Source organism: Alcaligenes sp. 13f, assembly GCF_020496585.1.
In the GTDB taxonomy this organism is placed as follows: Bacteria; Pseudomonadota; Gammaproteobacteria; order Burkholderiales; family Burkholderiaceae_B; genus Alcaligenes; species Alcaligenes phenolicus.
In genome coordinates, this window is record NZ_JAHKKC010000024.1 from 1 (window position 1) to 15,990 (window position 15,990).

Sequence of the window (15,990 nt, forward strand, 5' to 3'; positions counted from 1 at the left end):
GCGGAGAGGGGAAAGGCCGAAAACAGTCATCGTCCCCGAGGTAATCATGTCCAGACCAATCCGAACGCTGATCCCTGTCCCACGACGAATCACCCTTCTGCTTTTTGCTGCCGCAGTCAGGGTAATCGTGAGAATGGGCCAGTGCCAATGGCATCACCGCCGTCAAAACGGCGGCCAAACTCATCAGCAAGGCGGATTGTTTAATGGACGTCATAAGAATCGGTACGTGCAGAAAAAAAAGAGGGATCAAACGATCACTCCCCCTTATATAGCAAGCTGCGGATGAACATAACATGAACAGCGGCTTCAGTTTAGATTCAGAGCCACCTGTCCATAATGGGCACCAGGCTGACAGGACAAACAAACCTTCCCACCTCAAAAGGAAGCTACCCAGGAATCTGACAGCACCACTTTTTGATTACATGAAGGAGCTATACATGAAACGCACTTCCCTCTTTTCTGCCCTGGTATTGAGCGCAAGTCTGTTGGGTGGCACCGCTGCCATTGCACAGGAAGCCACAAGCGCAGCCCAAACACAGAGCACGCAGAAACAAGCCCGTCAGGCCCGCGACCACAAACCGCTGACCGCTGATCAAGTCACCGATATCGGTCCCGCCTACCAGCGCCTGAAAGATGCCGGCTACACCAAAGTGGGCAGCCTGCACCAGCGAGGCGACAACATCATGGCCATGGTGGTCGATAAGGACGGCAAGGTTGTACGTGTCCGTTCCGAAGGTGCCAATGGCGAGTTTACGGTTGTAGAGCGCAAGAACGACGGTCAGCATCGTCGCGGCCACCGCTCCGGTCACGATCAACAACGTGACAGCGCCACGAAAGAGGCCACCAAGTCCTGATCATCACATCACTTTCCCCTAAGCAGTTGATGTTCGCAAGCAGTAGCAGTGACAACTCACAGTTGTTTTAGCAGTAGAAGTCGGTAGCAGGACGAAAAACGGCGCCCCCCCAGCGCCGTTTTTCTTTTCTACTGATTAGCCCGGATAGGGTCATCCCGCTCAAGGCGTTAGGATGGGAGTCTGTTTCACCTTTTGGAAAAGTGTCTCTCATGCTGTCTGCTGATTCGGTTTACTCACAAAGCTACTCGGAATTTCACTGGTCCATCCCCGAGCACTACAACATCGCTCACGACACCTGCGACAAATGGGCTGACGGGTCCAGGCGTCTGGCCCTGATCCAGCAATTGCCCGATGGTCAGATCAAGCGCTACACCTTCGATCAGCTCAAAGCCTGGTCCGATTCTTTAGCGGCTGCCTGGCAGGCCCAGGGTATTCAGGCAGGCGACCGTATCGCCATCTTTCTGGCTCAAGGACTTGAAACGGCGCTGGCGCATTTGGCGACCTACAAGATTGGCGCCATTGCCATGCCCTTGTTCACCCTGTTTGGCACGGACGCGCTGCGCTACAGGCTGAATGATTCCGGTGCCAGCACCTTGATTACCGATCAACAAGGCCTGGAGACGGTGTTGCCCTTGCGCGAGCACCTGCCACAGCTCAAACATCTTTACCAAAGTGACAGCCAGCAGGATCAGGGCGATGCACTTTCCTTATGGCAAGCCATTGCCGCCCACCCCGAACCGGCACCGCGCACATTGAACACCCGCGCAGACGACCCCGCCGTGCTCATCTATACCTCCGGCACCACAGGTTCGGCCAAAGGTGCTCTACATGCCCACCGCGTGCTGCTGGGGCATCTGCCGGGCGTAGAGATGTCGCACAACTTCCTGCCCACAGGCGAAGGCCTGATGTGGACGCCCGCCGACTGGGCCTGGATTGGCGGCTTGCTGGATGTACTGCTACCGGCCTGGCATCACGGCATACCCGTGCTGGCCTACCGCTTCCCCAAATTCGATGCCGAGGCTACCTGGAAACTGATGTCCGAGCACGGTGTCACGCATACTTTCCTGCCCCCTACTGCCCTGAAAATGCTGCGTCGCAGCCAATGGTCACGCGAGCAATGGCCTTTGAAGCTGCAATCCATTGCCAGTGGCGGGGAGTCACTAGGCGTACAGTTGCTGGATTGGGCGAAGCAGGAACTGGGCATCACCATCAACGAGTTCTACGGACAAACCGAGTGCAATATGATCGTGTCCTCTTGCTCGGCCTGGTTTCCAGGACAGGCGGGCAAGATCGGCAAGGCCGTGCCTGGTCACAAGGTCGCGATTGTGGATGATCAGGGGCAAATTCAGAAACCCGGCATCGAAGGCCATATTGCCGTGCAGTCCCCCGATCCGGTTATGTTCCTGGGTTACTGGCAGCGGCCTGAAGCCACTCGCGAGAAATTTGTAGGCGACTGGCTGCTGACCGGCGACAAAGGCATGCAGGACGAGGATGGCTATATCCAGTTCGTAGGCCGCGATGATGATGTCATCACCAGCTCCGGCTACCGCATTGGGCCCGGCCCGATTGAGGATGGCCTGATGGGGCATCCCGCTGTCGCCATGGCGGCAGTGATCGGTGTCCCCGACCCCGAACGCACCGAAGTCGTGAAAGCTTTTGTGGTGCTGAAGGAGGATATCGAACCGTCCCAGGAACTGGTCAAGGAGATTCAGGAGCACATCAAACGCCGGGTGGCTGCACATGAGTACCCACGGCTGATTGAGTTTGTCGATGCCCTGCCCATGACAACCACCGGCAAAGTCATACGTCATGCTTTACGCAAATTGAGCCAGTAAAGGCACTAGCTGCAGGCGGCACCCGCACAACACAAGGCCGTCGCTACTCCCTTTACTGGAGCCAACACCGTATCGCCGCCCCAATGGATAAAAACACACCCCAATCCTTGGACGTAAATCCAGCAATTGGGGTGTGTGCCACACAGGAACGACTGTCCCGATGTGGGGGTATGGCTTTATTCAAACTCCAGGCAAAGCGCTGCAAGGCCGCTCTGCCCGCATCCGTCTGATTAACCGAAACGACCCGTGATGTAGTCTTCGGTTTCCTTGCGAGCGGGCTTCACGAAGATCTGGTCAGTTTCACCAAACTCCATCAGCTCGCCCAGATACATATAGGCGGTGTAATCCGAGCAACGAGCCGCTTGCTGCATGTTGTGGGTCACGATAACCACGGTGTAATCCGCTTTCAGTTCAGCAATCAGCTCTTCAATCTTGGCCGTGGAAATCGGGTCCAGTGCCGAGCAAGGCTCGTCCAGCAGCAGAACTTCGGGTTTGATCGCCACACCACGGGCAATGCACAGACGCTGTTGCTGACCGCCGGACAGGCCGTTACCGCTTTGGTGCAGCTTGTCTTTCACTTCGTTCCACAGCGCAGCTTTGGACAAGGCCCATTCCACGCGCTCGTCCATTTCGCCTTTGCTCAGGCGCTCGAACAAACGCACGCCAAAGGCCACGTTGTCATAAATGCTCATGGGGAACGGTGTCGGTTTCTGGAACACCATGCCCACTTTGGCGCGGATCAGGGAAATGTCCTGCTTGGAAGTCAGCAGGTTTTCATTGTCCAGCAGGATTTCACCTTCAGCGCGCTGGCCGGGGTACAGCTCGTACATGCGGTTCAGCGTGCGCAGCAAGGTGGATTTACCGCAACCGGAGGGTCCGATAAAGGCCGTGACCTTCTTTTCCTTGATAGACATGTTCACATTGCGCAGGGCATGGAATTTGCCATAGAAGAAATTCAGGTTGCGGATTTCAATCTTGGTCGATTCGTCGGAGGTAATAATTTGACTCATAGCGTTGGCCGACTAGGGCGCTCCGTGAAAACGTTATTTTTGGCGGAAAAGGCTGCGAGCCAGGATATTGATACCCAAGACCAGCAAGGTAATCAGCACCGCACCTGCCCAGGCCAGACGGTTCCAGTCCTCAAAGGGGCTGGCAGCATATTGGAAAATCACCACAGGCAAGTTGGCCAGCGGTGCGTTCATGTTCAGGGACATGAACTGGTTGTTCAAGGCGGTGAACAACAAGGGAGCCGTTTCACCCGCAATACGAGCCACAGCCAGCAGAACGCCCGTCACAATACCGGGCAAGGCTGCACGGTAAGAGATGGACATCACAATCTTCCACTTGGGGCAGCCCAGAGCGGCCGCAGCCTCACGCAGGCCATTGGGGACCAGCATCAGCATATTGTCGGTAGAACGCACGACCACAGGAATTACCAGAATGGCCAGGGCCAGCGAGCCGGCCCAACCCGAATAGTGCCCCACCTGGGCCACGTACACGGCGTAGATGAACAGACCAATAATGATGGACGGTGCCGACAGCAGCACGTCGTTCAAAAAGCGAGTTGCCGGAGCCAGCCAGCCGCGCTGACCGTATTCGGCCAGATAGGTGCCGGCCAGAATGCCGATAGGCGTACCGATCAGGGTGCCCACGCCAGCCATCATGACGCTACCGACGATGGCGTTCAGCAGACCACCCTCGCCACCGGGAGGCGGCGTGCTTTCCAGCAGCAGGGACCAGGCCATGGCGCTGCTGCCCTTTTCGATCAGGGTCCAGATGATCCAGAACAGCCAGAACAGGCCGAAGATCAAGGCAGTAAAAGACACACCCAGCATCAGGCGGTTAAACACCTGCCTGCGTTTGTAAATCGGGTTGCTCAGACTAATTGCGGATTTTTTATCAAACATGGTAGGTGATCCTTAGCGCGACGTGCCTTCGTTCTTGGCCAGACGCAACAAGAGCAACTTGGAGATCGCCAATACAACCGTGGTGATCAGGAACAGGATCAGACCCAGCTCCAGCAAGGCGGATTTCTGCATGCCACCGGCTTCGTTAAACTCGTTGGCCAGTGCAGACGCAATCGAGTTCGAGGGCGAAAACAGCGAGCTTGGCAAGTTAAAGGAGTTACCAATCACAAAGGTGACAGCCATGGTTTCACCCAGCGCACGTCCCAGACCCAACATGATCCCGCCAATCACCCCGTTCTTGGTGAAAGGCAGCACCACACGCCACATCACTTCCCAGGTCGTGCTGCCCAGACCATAAGCGGACTCTTTGAGCATAGGAGGCACCAGCTCGAACACGTCGCGCATCACGGCGGTAATGAAGGGGATCACCATAATGGACAGAATCAGACCGGCGGTGAACACACCAATCCCGAAGGGGGGGCCCGCAAAGATCTGACCCAGCACTGGCACCCCGTCAAAAAAGGAAATCAGGCCAGGCTGTACATAGCGCTGGAACAGGGGCACAAAAACAAACAGGCCCCACATACCGTAAATAATGGAGGGAATCGCAGCCAGCATTTCAATGGCCGTACCCAGAGGGCGACGCAACCAGGCTGGCGAGAGCTCTGTCAGGAACATCGCAATGCCAAACGAGACCGGCACGGCAATACAGAGTGCGATGAAAGAAGTCAGCAAGGTACCGGCAATGGGCACCAATGCACCATATTCGTTATTGACCGGATCCCAGTTATTCGTCCAGAGAAAAGAGAAACCGTATTCGGCAATGGATTCCCGGCTTCCATAGATCAGGGAAATAGAGATGGCAGCCAGCAATATGAACACGAGAAACGCAAACGAGCGTGTCATGTTCTTGAAAATGCCGTCCATAAAGGCGTTCTGATTTGATTTCATGTAGACAGATGAAGGGTCAGGCCGGAATAGGACGAACGCACTGCAACCGATTCACAGATTCTGTAACAGCCAAGGCTGCTCCAGCCCAACAAACCGGATAACGCTACGCGCTGTGCGTTCAAGACAAAACCGTAATTTTTACATAATAAAGACGGCACCACCTAGAGGTGGGCCGTCTCGCAGGATCAATTTACAACTGACCTGTATTTGAACACGAATCTTACTTCCAGACCGCAGCGCCGTCTTTGGACTTGATCTCCGATGCCCAGGCCGCCTTGATCTGGTCGGTTACGTCCTTAGGCAACGCAACGTAATCCAGCTCTTCAGCAGATTTGGCACCGTTCTCGAAGGCCCAGTTAAAGAAGTTCAGCACTTCTTTACCGTTCTCGGGCTTGTCCTGCACCTTGTGCATCAGGATGAAGGTAGCCGAAGTGATAGGCCAGGACTGTGCGCCAGGCTCTTCGGTCAGAATCACACCCATGCCAGGCGTACCGGCCCAGTCTGCGTTGGCAGCGGCGGCAGCAAAGCTTTCCTGACCAGGCTGGACGAATTGGCCGTCCTTGTTCTGCAACTGGGTCCAGGACAGTTTGTTTTGCTTGGCGTAAGCGTATTCAACGTAGCCGATCGAGTTCTGCAGCTGGCGTACGTAAGCAGCCACGCCTTCGTTACCCTTGCCACCTTGACCGGTAGGCCACTTCACAGCCTTGCCTTCACCAACCTGGGACTTCCAGTCTGGGGACACTTTGGACAGATAGTTGGTCCAACCGAAAGTGGTGCCCGAACCGTCGGAGCGGTGAACCACCACGATGTCCTTGTTAGGCAAGGTCAAATCGGGGTTCAGTTCCTTGATGGCTGCATCGTCCCACTTGGTGATCTTGGCCAGGTAGATATCGCCCAGTACTTTACCGGACAGTTTCAGCTTGCCAGGCTCAATGCCTTCGACGTTGATCACAGGCACCACACCACCGATCACGGCGGGGAACTGCAACAGGTTTTCTTTTTCCAGTGTTTCGACCTTCATTGGGTCGTCCGAAGCACCGAAATCCACGGTCTTGGCAATAATCTGCTGCTGACCACCACCCGAACCAATCGACTGGTAGTTGACGCGGTTATTCGTTTGTTTGGCGTATTCAGCCGCCCATTTGGCATAGATTGGGTAAGGGAACGACGCACCAGCACCGGTTACGTCTGCAGCTGTGGCAGTAGCCGCAAAAGCGCTGAACGCCAGAGCAATACTTACCTTGTTGAATACACGTTTTAACATCGAGAAATCCTCTTGATGATAGTCAGATCACAGGCCCACCCTGTATGTGTCGTCATAGTAAACAGACTATATGACACGTTCATGACAGTCTGTATTTCACACACCGCCCAAGCGCTGCATCATGCTCAGATGCAGATTGAACGGGGCACCGCGACTGCGGATGCGGTTATAAGTGCCATCCGGATTGGCCTTCCAGGACAACTGGTTGTCACGCAAGGCATAAGTGAAGGCTTCGGCAATGACCCGCTTTTTCAGGCTGCGGTCCAGCACTGGCACACCCAGCTCCACACGACGAAAGAAGTTCCGGTCCATCCAGTCGGCCGAGGAAATAAAGACCTCTTCCTGACCGCCATTGTAGAAATAGAAAACACGCGAGTGCTCCAGAAAGCGTCCGATGATTGAACGCACCTGGATGTTCTCCGACAAACCCTTGACCCCCGGACGCAAGGCGCAAGCACCACGCACGATCAGGTCTACCCTGACTCCGGCCTGGCTTGCATCATAAAGCGCCTGAATGATCTTGGGCTCCAGCAGCGAGTTCATCTTGGCCATGATGCGGGCTTTCTTGCCTGCCAGGGCGCGCTCGGTTTCCGCCTGGATGCGATCCATCATGCTGTCATGCAAGGTGAACGGCGACTGCAGCAAGCGCTTCAGGGGCCTCCAGGCACCCAGCCCGGTCAGCATGGAAAACACCTTGTCCATGTCCTCGCAAATTTCCTGATTAGCGGTAATCAGGCCAAAGTCCGTGTACAGGCGAGCAGTGCGCGGGTGATAGTTACCCGTACCCAAATGGCCATAACGCCGGATCGACCCCCCTTCACGACGCAGCACCAGGGCCATCTTGGCGTGGGTCTTGTGACCCACCACCCCGTAACTGACGTGTGCTCCCACCTCTTCCAGCTTGGCGGCCCAATTGATATTGGTCTGTTCGTCAAAACGAGCCATCAACTCCACCACCACCGTTACCTCTTTGCCAGCACGCGCCGCCGACAGGAGGATATTCATCAACTCCGAATCTTCACCAGTACGGTAAATCGTCTGCTTGATACCGACGACGGCCGGGTCCGCCGCTGCGGCACGCAAGAAGCTCAAGACGGGCTGGAAGGACTGATACGGATGGTGCAGCAGTTGGTCTTTGCGGGAAATCGCCTCAAAAAACTGTGCGGGGGATTCAAATGAAGAATCAAACGGCGCCGGAATAGGCGCACGGTAATCCGGGAACAGAAGATCCGGACGGTCTGGCACATTACACAGCTGCATCAGGCGCGTCAGATTGACCGGGCCGCTGACGCGATAAGTATCTGGCACATCCAGCGAAAACTCGCTTTGCAAAAAGCGCTCCAGGCGCTCGGGCATGGAACGGTCAATTTCCAGACGTACGGCCGCACCAAAGTTACGTTGCGACAGCTCGCCCTGCAAGGCGGCGCGCAAGTTGGTGACTTCTTCCTCGTCCACAAACAGATCACTGTTGCGGGTAACGCGCCACTGATAGCAGCCCTTTACGTCCATGCCGGGAAAAAGCTCGCCCACAAAAACGCTGATCAGGGAAGTCAGCAGCATATAGCCCTGGGGAATGCCGGCGATATCATCTGGCACACGAATCACACGTGGCAAGGCACGGGGTGCCTGCACAATGGCAATCGTGCCGGTGCGGGCGAAGGCATCTTCACCGCTCAACTCAACGATGTAGTTCAGGCTTTTGTTGTAGACGCGCGGAAAGGGATGCGCCGGGTCCAGGCCAATAGGCGTGAGCAAAGGCATAACGTCACGCAAAAAGGTTTGATACGCCCACTCACGCTGAGCAGGTGTCCATAGCGCGGTCAACAGCAGCCCTATGCCTTCATCCATCAAGGTCGGCAAGACCTCGTCCATCAGCAAGTCGTTTTGTTTCTCGACCAATTGGTGAGCCGCAGCCTGCACCTTGTCAAACGCTTGTTGAGGCAAAAACCCGTCATCCCCCACTTGATGAGGATTTTGCAAGATCTGTTCTTTCAGACTGGAAATACGAATTTCAAAGAATTCATCCAGGTTAGAGCTCACGATACAGATGTAGCGCAAGCGCTCCAGCAAAGGCGTGGTCGAATTTTCGGCCATGGCCAGCACTCGCTCATTGAACTTGAGCAAAGACAACTCACGGTTTAGCAAGGTTGAATCTGGAGAAGGCAGCATGGTGAGGTCGTTAAAAAGCCAAAGAAAATGGGATCGTGAGACTTTTACTACATGAATGTTACAGCTCTATGACCCGTAGCAATTCAAGTCTAAAACAGCTCTGCCTGGCAGGAGCGCAAATATCACATCGCCTTTCCCAAGATGCTTTCGTCTAACTTTTCTTAATTTTCCGGTTTATGTAACAAAACCCATGATTAATGTCCTTATAATCGCACAGTAATCATCCCGAGCGATGCCTCATGGAACAACTTCTTGCCGCTGTGGACCTGGGCTCCAACAGCTTTCGTTTATCCATTGGACGAGTGGTTCAGCACAACGGTCATGCCCAGATCTACACCATTGACCGCCTGAATGAATCCGTCCGACTCGCCGCTGGCATGGGTCCCGACAAATACATCAGTCCCGATGCCATTGAACGCGCCGTAGTCATTCTGAAACGCTTCAACGAACGTCTGGCCGGTTTTCACCCCAATCGCGTTCGCGCTGTGGCCACCAATACCTTCCGGGTGGCACGCAATTTAAGCGAGGTTCTGCCGGCTGCCGAGGCGGCCTTTGGCTTTCCTATCGAGGTCATCTCCGGCCACGAGGAAGCCCGCCTGATTTTCTCGGGGATCAGCAACGAGCTGCCCCCCTCCCCCAATCGCCGTCTGATGATCGACATCGGCGGCGGTTCGACCGAAGTCATTATTGGCAAGGGCCTCAAACCTCTGCTGCTGTCTTCGCTCTACATGGGCTGTGTCAGCTATACCGACAAGTTTTTCTCCGATGGCGTGATCACCGAAGAGCGCATGAGCAATGCGATCCTGACGGCTCGTCGCGAACTGGAAGGAATTACGCGCCAATACCGCAAAACGGGCTGGCAGGAAGCGTATGGCTCCTCCGGAACCGCCAAGGGTCTGATCGCCATCCTGCAAGAGAACGGCATGTCCAAAAAGGGGATCACCCTGGAAGGCATGGAATTGCTGCGCAAACGCCTGGTACACGATGGCAAGGTGGACACACGCAATCTGAGCGGTATCAAGCCTCACCGCGCGCCCGTGCTGGCGGCAGGTCTGGCCATTATGATGGCCGCCTTCCAGGAGCTGAAGATTCGCCAGATGCTGCCTGGTGAAGGCGCACTGCGTGTGGGTGTTCTGTACGACATGCTGGGGCGCGAATCGGAACACGATCAGCGTGACCAGACCGTTCAGCAAATGATGAAGCGCTATCAGGTCGACACACGCCAGGCCCATCGTGTGCACGATGCGGCGATGAAGTTCTTCGCACAACTGAAGCTGCCCGACACCCCTGAAGTGCAGGAACTGCAGCGTCAATTGGGCTGGGCCGCCGATCTTCATGAAGTGGGCCTGAGCATTGCACATGCGGATTACCACAAGCACACGGCCTACGTGCTGGAACATGCCGATATGCCCGGTTTTTCCAACGACGACCAAGCCTTGTTGAGCTTCCTGAGCCTGGGTCACCAGGGCAAGCTGGGCAAGCTCAAGCGCTTTGAGTCCAATAACGCCTGGTGGCTGACATTGCTGAGCCTGCGTCTGGCCGTCATGCTGATGCGCCGTCGCGAGGACAGGGAAACCTTGCCGCTGAGCCTGCAAGCGCGTGGCAAAACCGTCATGATTCATCTGGATCACGAATGGATGGCCAGCCACCCCCTGTCCCAGGCCTCCTTGCTGGCTGAAGTACAGGCTTGGCAAAGCGATATCAATGATTTGAGCCTGGAGCTGGTCTGACAAAGCCTGCTGGACGTGTAGCGGCCAGGTGGGCCTGTTGAAAAACACTCCACCCAGCTTACAGCCCCGATAGCCTTGCTGACAGGCCCGTTGATTGGAGTATGGCTGACGCTAGCTGGCCGAGCCGCTCATTGACAGCGCCAAAGCCAGCCAAGCCAAGCCAAGCCAAGCCAAGCCAAGCAGATCATCAGAACCTAAAAAACCCCCGAAAGTTGGATGGCCATCCAACTTTCGGGGGTTCTTTTTATTCGCAGGCCCTATTCAGGCCCGACTTGGTCAGGCCTGAGCAATACGCAATCAGACCAGGCCAAAGTGACGTTTATAGCGCTCGTCCATGGCTTCCAGATCCAGCAGGACAGGAAAGTCTGCCGTATTGAAGTCCGGATCCCAGGCAGGCTCACCACAAATCGTGGCACCCAGCTTCAGGTAGCCTTTGATCAGCGGTGGAATGCGCGCTGGCAAATCGCTGTTCAGTCGTTCAACCGGATAGCGATTCAAGGGCTGCACATGCGGAATATGCTTGTTGTCCTGCATGGACTTTTGGGCCACACGCCAGACTTCGGCGGCGGTGACGCCATCGTCACGCAAACTGACACTGGCACAACCCAGAAGGTAACGGTAACCGCCTACACGCGTCAGGGCAGCAATGCCACCCCACAGCATCATGATGGCCGAGCCATTACGGTAGTCGGGATGGATGCAGGAGCGCCCAACCTCAACCAGGCTGGGGCGCAGCGCATCCAGGGCGCTGATATCGAATTCGGACTCTGAGTAATAGCCGCCCGCTTTATTGGCATTTTCAGGGGTCAGCAAGCGGTAGGTTCCTACAACCCGGTTTTCTTCGGGTTCGGTAACCATGAAATGCTCGCACCAGGGGTCAAAGCGGTCTATATCCAGACCATTGTGCTGGTCTGGAAAGACGGCGTTCATTTCCTGGGTGAAAACCTGAAAACGCAAGCGCTGAAGGCATTCAAGCTCAGCCTGGGTACGAGCCAGGCGCAAGGCCAAGCCTCCAACGGTATGACCTGCCCAAGTATTCGCCCAATCCACTTCAGTACGTTCGCGCTCAAGATTTAGCATCGTGATGACTCCAAACACTTTCGTGCATCATGCACAAACAATGTTTCAGGTATTTGATAGCCACATTACTATTTCATTAAATCCACTGCAAGCAAGGTATCGATGCCTGCTTGAGCCAGATCGGCTTGTTCTGCCTCCACCATCAAGCGCAGCTTGGGTTCTGTACCTGATGCACGAATAAGCACTCGCCCACGGTCACCCAACATTTGCTCCACTTCACGGGTTGCCTGTTGCAAACCCGCATGGTTTTTCCAGTCCTGGCCCGCTTGCAATGGCACGTTAACCATAATTTGCGGGTACATCTTCAGGCCTTCCATCAGTTCTGGCAGGCTCTTGCCGCTATGGCACAGGGCGGTCAGCACTTGCAAGGCGGCAATAATACCATCGCCTGTGGTGTGCCAGTCCAGGCACAGCAGGTGTCCGGAGCTTTCGCCACCGAACACCCAGCCGTTTTGCTGCATCAATTCCAGCACGTAGCGGTCGCCCACTTTGGCGCGGGCAAACTCCACGCCCAATTCCTGCATTTTTTTCTCGAAACCCAGGTTGGTCATCAACGTGCCAACCACGCCTTTTACAGGCTGGGTCTGCAGATGATCAGCAACAATTAGATACAATAGTTCGTCGCCATTGTAGATGCGCCCCTGGGAATCGACCATTTGCAGACGGTCTGCGTCACTATCCAACGCAATACCCAAATCTGCGCCGTGCTTGCGTACTTCTTCGGCCAGCTTCTCGGGATAAGTCGCGCCCACTTCCTGATTGATGTTGAACCCATCAGGTTGAACACCCACGGCAACCACTTCGGCACCCAATTCGCGGAACACGTGCGGAGCGATGTTGTAAGCCGCGCCATGAGCGGCATCCACAACAATCTTGAGCCCGTTCAGGTTCAAGTCGTTCGGGAAGGCACTCTTGCAAAATTCAATATAACGACCAGCCGAGTCAGCCAGACGACGGGCGCGGCCCAGGGACTCGGACTTCACCCAGTGCATGGGCTGGTCAATGGCTTGCTCGATTTTCAGCTCGATCTCGTCAGGCAGCTTGGTGCCCTGTGCGGAAAAGAACTTGATCCCGTTGTCGTAATACGGGTTGTGCGAGGCAGAGATCACGATACCGGCCGTCAGGCGCAGCGTACGCGTCAAATAGGCCACAGCGGGCGTAGGCACAGGGCCAGCCAGCAAAACATCGATCCCGGCGGCCGACAAACCGGCTTCCAGCGCCGATTCCAGCATGTAGCCAGAAATACGGGTGTCCTTGCCAATCACCACGGTGGGGCGGCCTGTACCTTCATACTGGGCAGCCAGAACCTGCCCGGCAGCGTAACCCAGGCGCAAAGCGAACTCCGGGTTAATCGTTGGGCCACCTACTTCACCGCGGACACCATCGGTGCCGAAATACTTACGATCGCTCATTCAGAGACTCCACATTCAACCGCGTTCCACACATCCAGCGCTTCGCGCGTGGCGGCTACATCATGGACACGGACAATTTTTGCGCCCCGTGCCACGCAGGCAAGGGCTGCCGATAGACTGCCAATCAAACGCTCACTGGCGGGTTTCCCCGTGACATGGCCAATCATGGATTTGCGCGACAAGCCGATCAACCAGGGGTAACCAGGCACTGCCGCCTGCTGCAAATCCCGTAGCAACTGATAATTATGTGCCGCTGTTTTACCGAAGCCAAAGCCGGGATCCAGCATGATACGCTCGGATTGAATGCCTGCGCTCACTATGGCGTCACATCGTTGTTGCAAAAAATGACGTACATCAACGACCACATCATCGTAGTGAACCTGCTCTTGCATGGTCCGGGGCTCACCTTGCATGTGCATGATGCACAGACCGCAATTGGAGTCCTTGACGGCCTCGAGGGCACCGGGCATGCGCAAGGCATAGATGTCATTGATCATGTCTGCACCGGCCGCCAGGCTGGCGCGCATGACCTCAGGCTTGAACGTATCCACCGACAAGGCCACACCGCTGTCGCGCAAGCCCTCGATCAGCGGGATGACACGCTCAAGCTCTTGTTCCAGGGAAACGGGTTCGGCACCGGGACGAGTCGACTCGCCACCAATATCCAGAATGTCTGCGCCTTCGGCGATTAATTGACGGGCGTGGTCCAGCGCCCGAGGCAAATCATTGTGTGCGTTGCCGTCATAAAAGGAGTCTGGGGTGACATTCACAATCCCCATAACCAAAGGGCGCTCCAGCCCAAACTGGAAGCGCCCACAAGACCACTCAGGGTAATTCATGAAATAGGCATGGCCTATGTTGTAAGTTAAGCAACCGGCGTTGTCGCCGCGGCACCCTTGTCATCGGCTGGGCGAGGACCAGCGGCTGGTGGCGTGGAGCCATCGGAGGGTGTGTTGTCATTGCTGTTGGGCACGTGTGGAGCCCGTGGTGGCAAACCTTTCATGATGTCGTCGATCTGGTCGGCATCAATAGTTTCCCACTCCAGCAAAGCCTTGGCCATGGCATGCATCTTGTCCATATTGTCTTCGATCAGTTTGCGGGCAACCGCGTACTGTTCGTCGATAATCTTGCGGATTTCGAAGTCCACTTTCTGCATGGTGGCTTCGGACACATGCGTGGTTTTGGTGACGCTGCGACCCAGGAACACTTCACCTTCGTTCTCGGCGTACACAACAGGCCCCAGAGAGTCTGTCATGCCGTAGCGAGTCACGATGTCACGCGCAATTTGCGTGGCACGTTCAAAGTCGTTCGATGCGCCCGTGGTCATTTGATTCATGAACACTTCTTCAGCGATACGGCCACCGAACAGCACGGCGATCATGTTCAACAGGCGCTCTTTGTCCATGCTGTAGCGATCGCCTTCCGGCAATTGCATGGTGACACCCAACGCACGACCACGAGGAATGATGGTGACTTTGTGAACCGGGTCCGTCTTGGGCAGCATGCAAGCTACCAAAGCGTGACCGGCTTCGTGGTAAGCGGTGTTGCGACGCTCTTCCTCGGGCATGATCATGGTGCGACGTTCTGCACCCATGATGATCTTGTCCTTGGCGCGCTCGAAGTCCTGCATATCCACGGTGCGACCATTACGGCGCGCGGCGAACAAAGCGGCTTCGTTGACCAGGTTAGCCAGATCAGCACCGGAGAAACCGGGAGTACCACGAGCCAGCACCACGGCGTCCACGTTGGGAGCCAAAGGCACTTTGCGCATGTGCACTTTCAGAATCTGCTCACGACCACGGATGTCAGGCAGGCCAACAACCACTTGACGGTCAAAACGGCCAGGACGCAGCAAAGCGGGGTCCAGTACGTCAGGACGGTTGGTTGCAGCAATGACCAGTACGCCTTGGCCGGTTTCAAAACCGTCCATCTCGACCAGCAACTGGTTCAGTGTCTGTTCACGTTCGTCGTTACCACCGCCAAGGCCTGCGCCACGCTGGCGGCCCACGGCGTCGATTTCGTCGATAAAGATGATGCAAGGCGATTGCTTCTTGGCGGTCTCGAACATGTCGCGGACGCGGGAAGCACCCACACCCACAAACATTTCGACGAAGTCGGAACCGGAAATGCTGAAGAAAGGCACTTTGGCTTCGCCAGCAATGGCACGAGCCAACAGGGTCTTACCTGTACCCGGCGAGCCAACCATCAGGATACCGCGTGGAATGCGGCCACCCAGACGCTGGAAGCGGCTTGGGTCGCGCAGAAAGTCCACCAGTTCCTGTACGTCTTCCTTGGCTTCGTCGCAACCGGCCACGTCCGCAAAGGTAACAGGGTTGGAGTTCTCGTCCAGCAAACGTGCACGGGATTTACCGAAGCTGAATGCCCCGCCCTTGCCGCCACCTTGCATCTGACGCATGAAGAACACCCACACGCCAATCAGGAGCAGCATGGGGAACCAGGAGATGAACAGGCTGGTCAGGAAGGAAGGCTCTTCACGGGCTTTACCCGATACCTGCACACCGGATTTCACCAGTTCAGGCACCATCCACAGGTCACCGGGGGACGTCAGCGAGTAGCTGCGGCCAGAATCCGGCGTGACATGCAGGGTATCGCCCTGAATATCCACCTTGCTGATGCGGCCGGAGCGGGCATCATTCATGAATTGTGTGTAAGTGACGCCATCAGTGGCTGGTGGCCGGCCGTCAAACTGCTTGAAAACAGTAAACAGCACCAGCGCAATAACCATCCAGATCGCGACTTTGGAAAACGAATTGTTCAAAGCCAATCT

At 55.8% G+C, this 15,990-nt stretch carries 13 protein-coding genes; 3 read left to right on the forward strand and 10 right to left on the reverse strand.

The features are described from left to right. The coding region (locus KOE80_RS16835; RefSeq protein WP_226349555.1) for a hypothetical protein at positions 1 to 250 on the reverse strand (250 nt) is incomplete at its 3' end. Between the two features lie 187 nt (positions 251 to 437). Between KOE80_RS16835 and KOE80_RS16840 the strand changes: the two genes are divergently transcribed. Beyond that, on the forward strand, positions 438 to 854 hold the full coding sequence (locus KOE80_RS16840; RefSeq protein ID WP_035270962.1) for a hypothetical protein: 417 nt from the start codon (positions 438 to 440) through the stop codon (positions 852 to 854). Between the two features lie 209 nt (positions 855 to 1,063). Continuing rightward, complete coding sequence (locus tag KOE80_RS16845; protein ID WP_226349556.1) at positions 1,064 to 2,689, forward strand: acyl-CoA synthetase; 1,626 nt, start codon at positions 1,064 to 1,066, stop codon at positions 2,687 to 2,689. A 230-nt stretch (positions 2,690 to 2,919) separates the two neighbouring features. Here KOE80_RS16845 and pstB read toward each other — a convergent pair whose 3' ends face one another. The 5 genes from pstB to ppk1 all read right to left on the reverse strand — a co-directional run bounded on the left by pstB (position 2,920) and on the right by ppk1 (position 8,980). After that, complete coding sequence (gene pstB / locus KOE80_RS16850; protein ID WP_009463840.1) at positions 2,920 to 3,699, reverse strand: phosphate ABC transporter ATP-binding protein PstB; 780 nt, start codon at positions 3,697 to 3,699, stop codon at positions 2,920 to 2,922. Positions 3,700 to 3,732: 33 nt separating this feature from the next. Then, positions 3,733 to 4,596, reverse strand: coding sequence for a phosphate ABC transporter permease PstA (pstA, locus tag KOE80_RS16855; protein ID WP_226349557.1), 864 nt, complete (start codon positions 4,594 to 4,596; stop codon positions 3,733 to 3,735). 12 nt (positions 4,597 to 4,608) lie between these two features. Beyond that, positions 4,609 to 5,547, reverse strand: a complete 939-nt coding sequence (gene pstC, locus KOE80_RS16860) for a phosphate ABC transporter permease subunit PstC (protein WP_026485253.1) — start codon at positions 5,545 to 5,547, stop codon at positions 4,609 to 4,611. 220 nt (positions 5,548 to 5,767) lie between these two features. Further along, the gene (gene pstS, locus KOE80_RS16865) at positions 5,768 to 6,811 is read right to left on the reverse strand and encodes a phosphate ABC transporter substrate-binding protein PstS (RefSeq protein WP_035270965.1); all 1,044 of its coding nucleotides are present in this window, start codon (positions 6,809 to 6,811) and stop codon (positions 5,768 to 5,770) included. 96 nt (positions 6,812 to 6,907) lie between these two features. Beyond that, positions 6,908 to 8,980 (reverse strand): polyphosphate kinase 1, encoded by a 2,073-nt coding sequence (ppk1, locus tag KOE80_RS16870; RefSeq protein ID WP_009463101.1) that lies wholly within the window; start codon positions 8,978 to 8,980, stop codon positions 6,908 to 6,910. A 239-nt stretch (positions 8,981 to 9,219) separates the two neighbouring features. Here ppk1 and KOE80_RS16875 point away from each other — a divergent pair, with 239 nt between their 5' ends. Further along, the gene (locus tag KOE80_RS16875; protein ID WP_026485250.1) at positions 9,220 to 10,710 is read left to right on the forward strand and encodes a Ppx/GppA phosphatase family protein; all 1,491 of its coding nucleotides are present in this window, start codon (positions 9,220 to 9,222) and stop codon (positions 10,708 to 10,710) included. 297 nt (positions 10,711 to 11,007) lie between these two features. Here KOE80_RS16875 and KOE80_RS16880 read toward each other — a convergent pair whose 3' ends face one another. The 4 genes from KOE80_RS16880 to ftsH all read right to left on the reverse strand — a co-directional run bounded on the left by KOE80_RS16880 (position 11,008) and on the right by ftsH (position 15,981). Further along, positions 11,008 to 11,790, reverse strand: coding sequence for a GNAT family N-acetyltransferase (locus KOE80_RS16880; RefSeq protein ID WP_009463097.1), 783 nt, complete (start codon positions 11,788 to 11,790; stop codon positions 11,008 to 11,010). Positions 11,791 to 11,858: 68 nt separating this feature from the next. Continuing rightward, entirely contained in the window at positions 11,859 to 13,202 is a 1,344-nt protein-coding gene (gene glmM / locus KOE80_RS16885) for a phosphoglucosamine mutase (RefSeq protein ID WP_226349558.1), read from the reverse strand. Then, positions 13,199 to 14,041 carry a dihydropteroate synthase gene (folP, locus tag KOE80_RS16890; RefSeq protein ID WP_060185653.1) on the reverse strand — a complete coding sequence of 281 codons (843 nt, stop codon included), beginning with the start codon at positions 14,039 to 14,041 and terminating at the stop codon, positions 13,199 to 13,201. The genes glmM and folP overlap by 4 nt, the downstream gene beginning before the upstream one ends. 26 nt (positions 14,042 to 14,067) lie before the next feature. Further along, complete coding sequence (ftsH, locus tag KOE80_RS16895) at positions 14,068 to 15,981, reverse strand: ATP-dependent zinc metalloprotease FtsH (protein ID WP_009463092.1); 1,914 nt, start codon at positions 15,979 to 15,981, stop codon at positions 14,068 to 14,070. Positions 15,982 to 15,990: the final 9 nt, after the last annotated feature.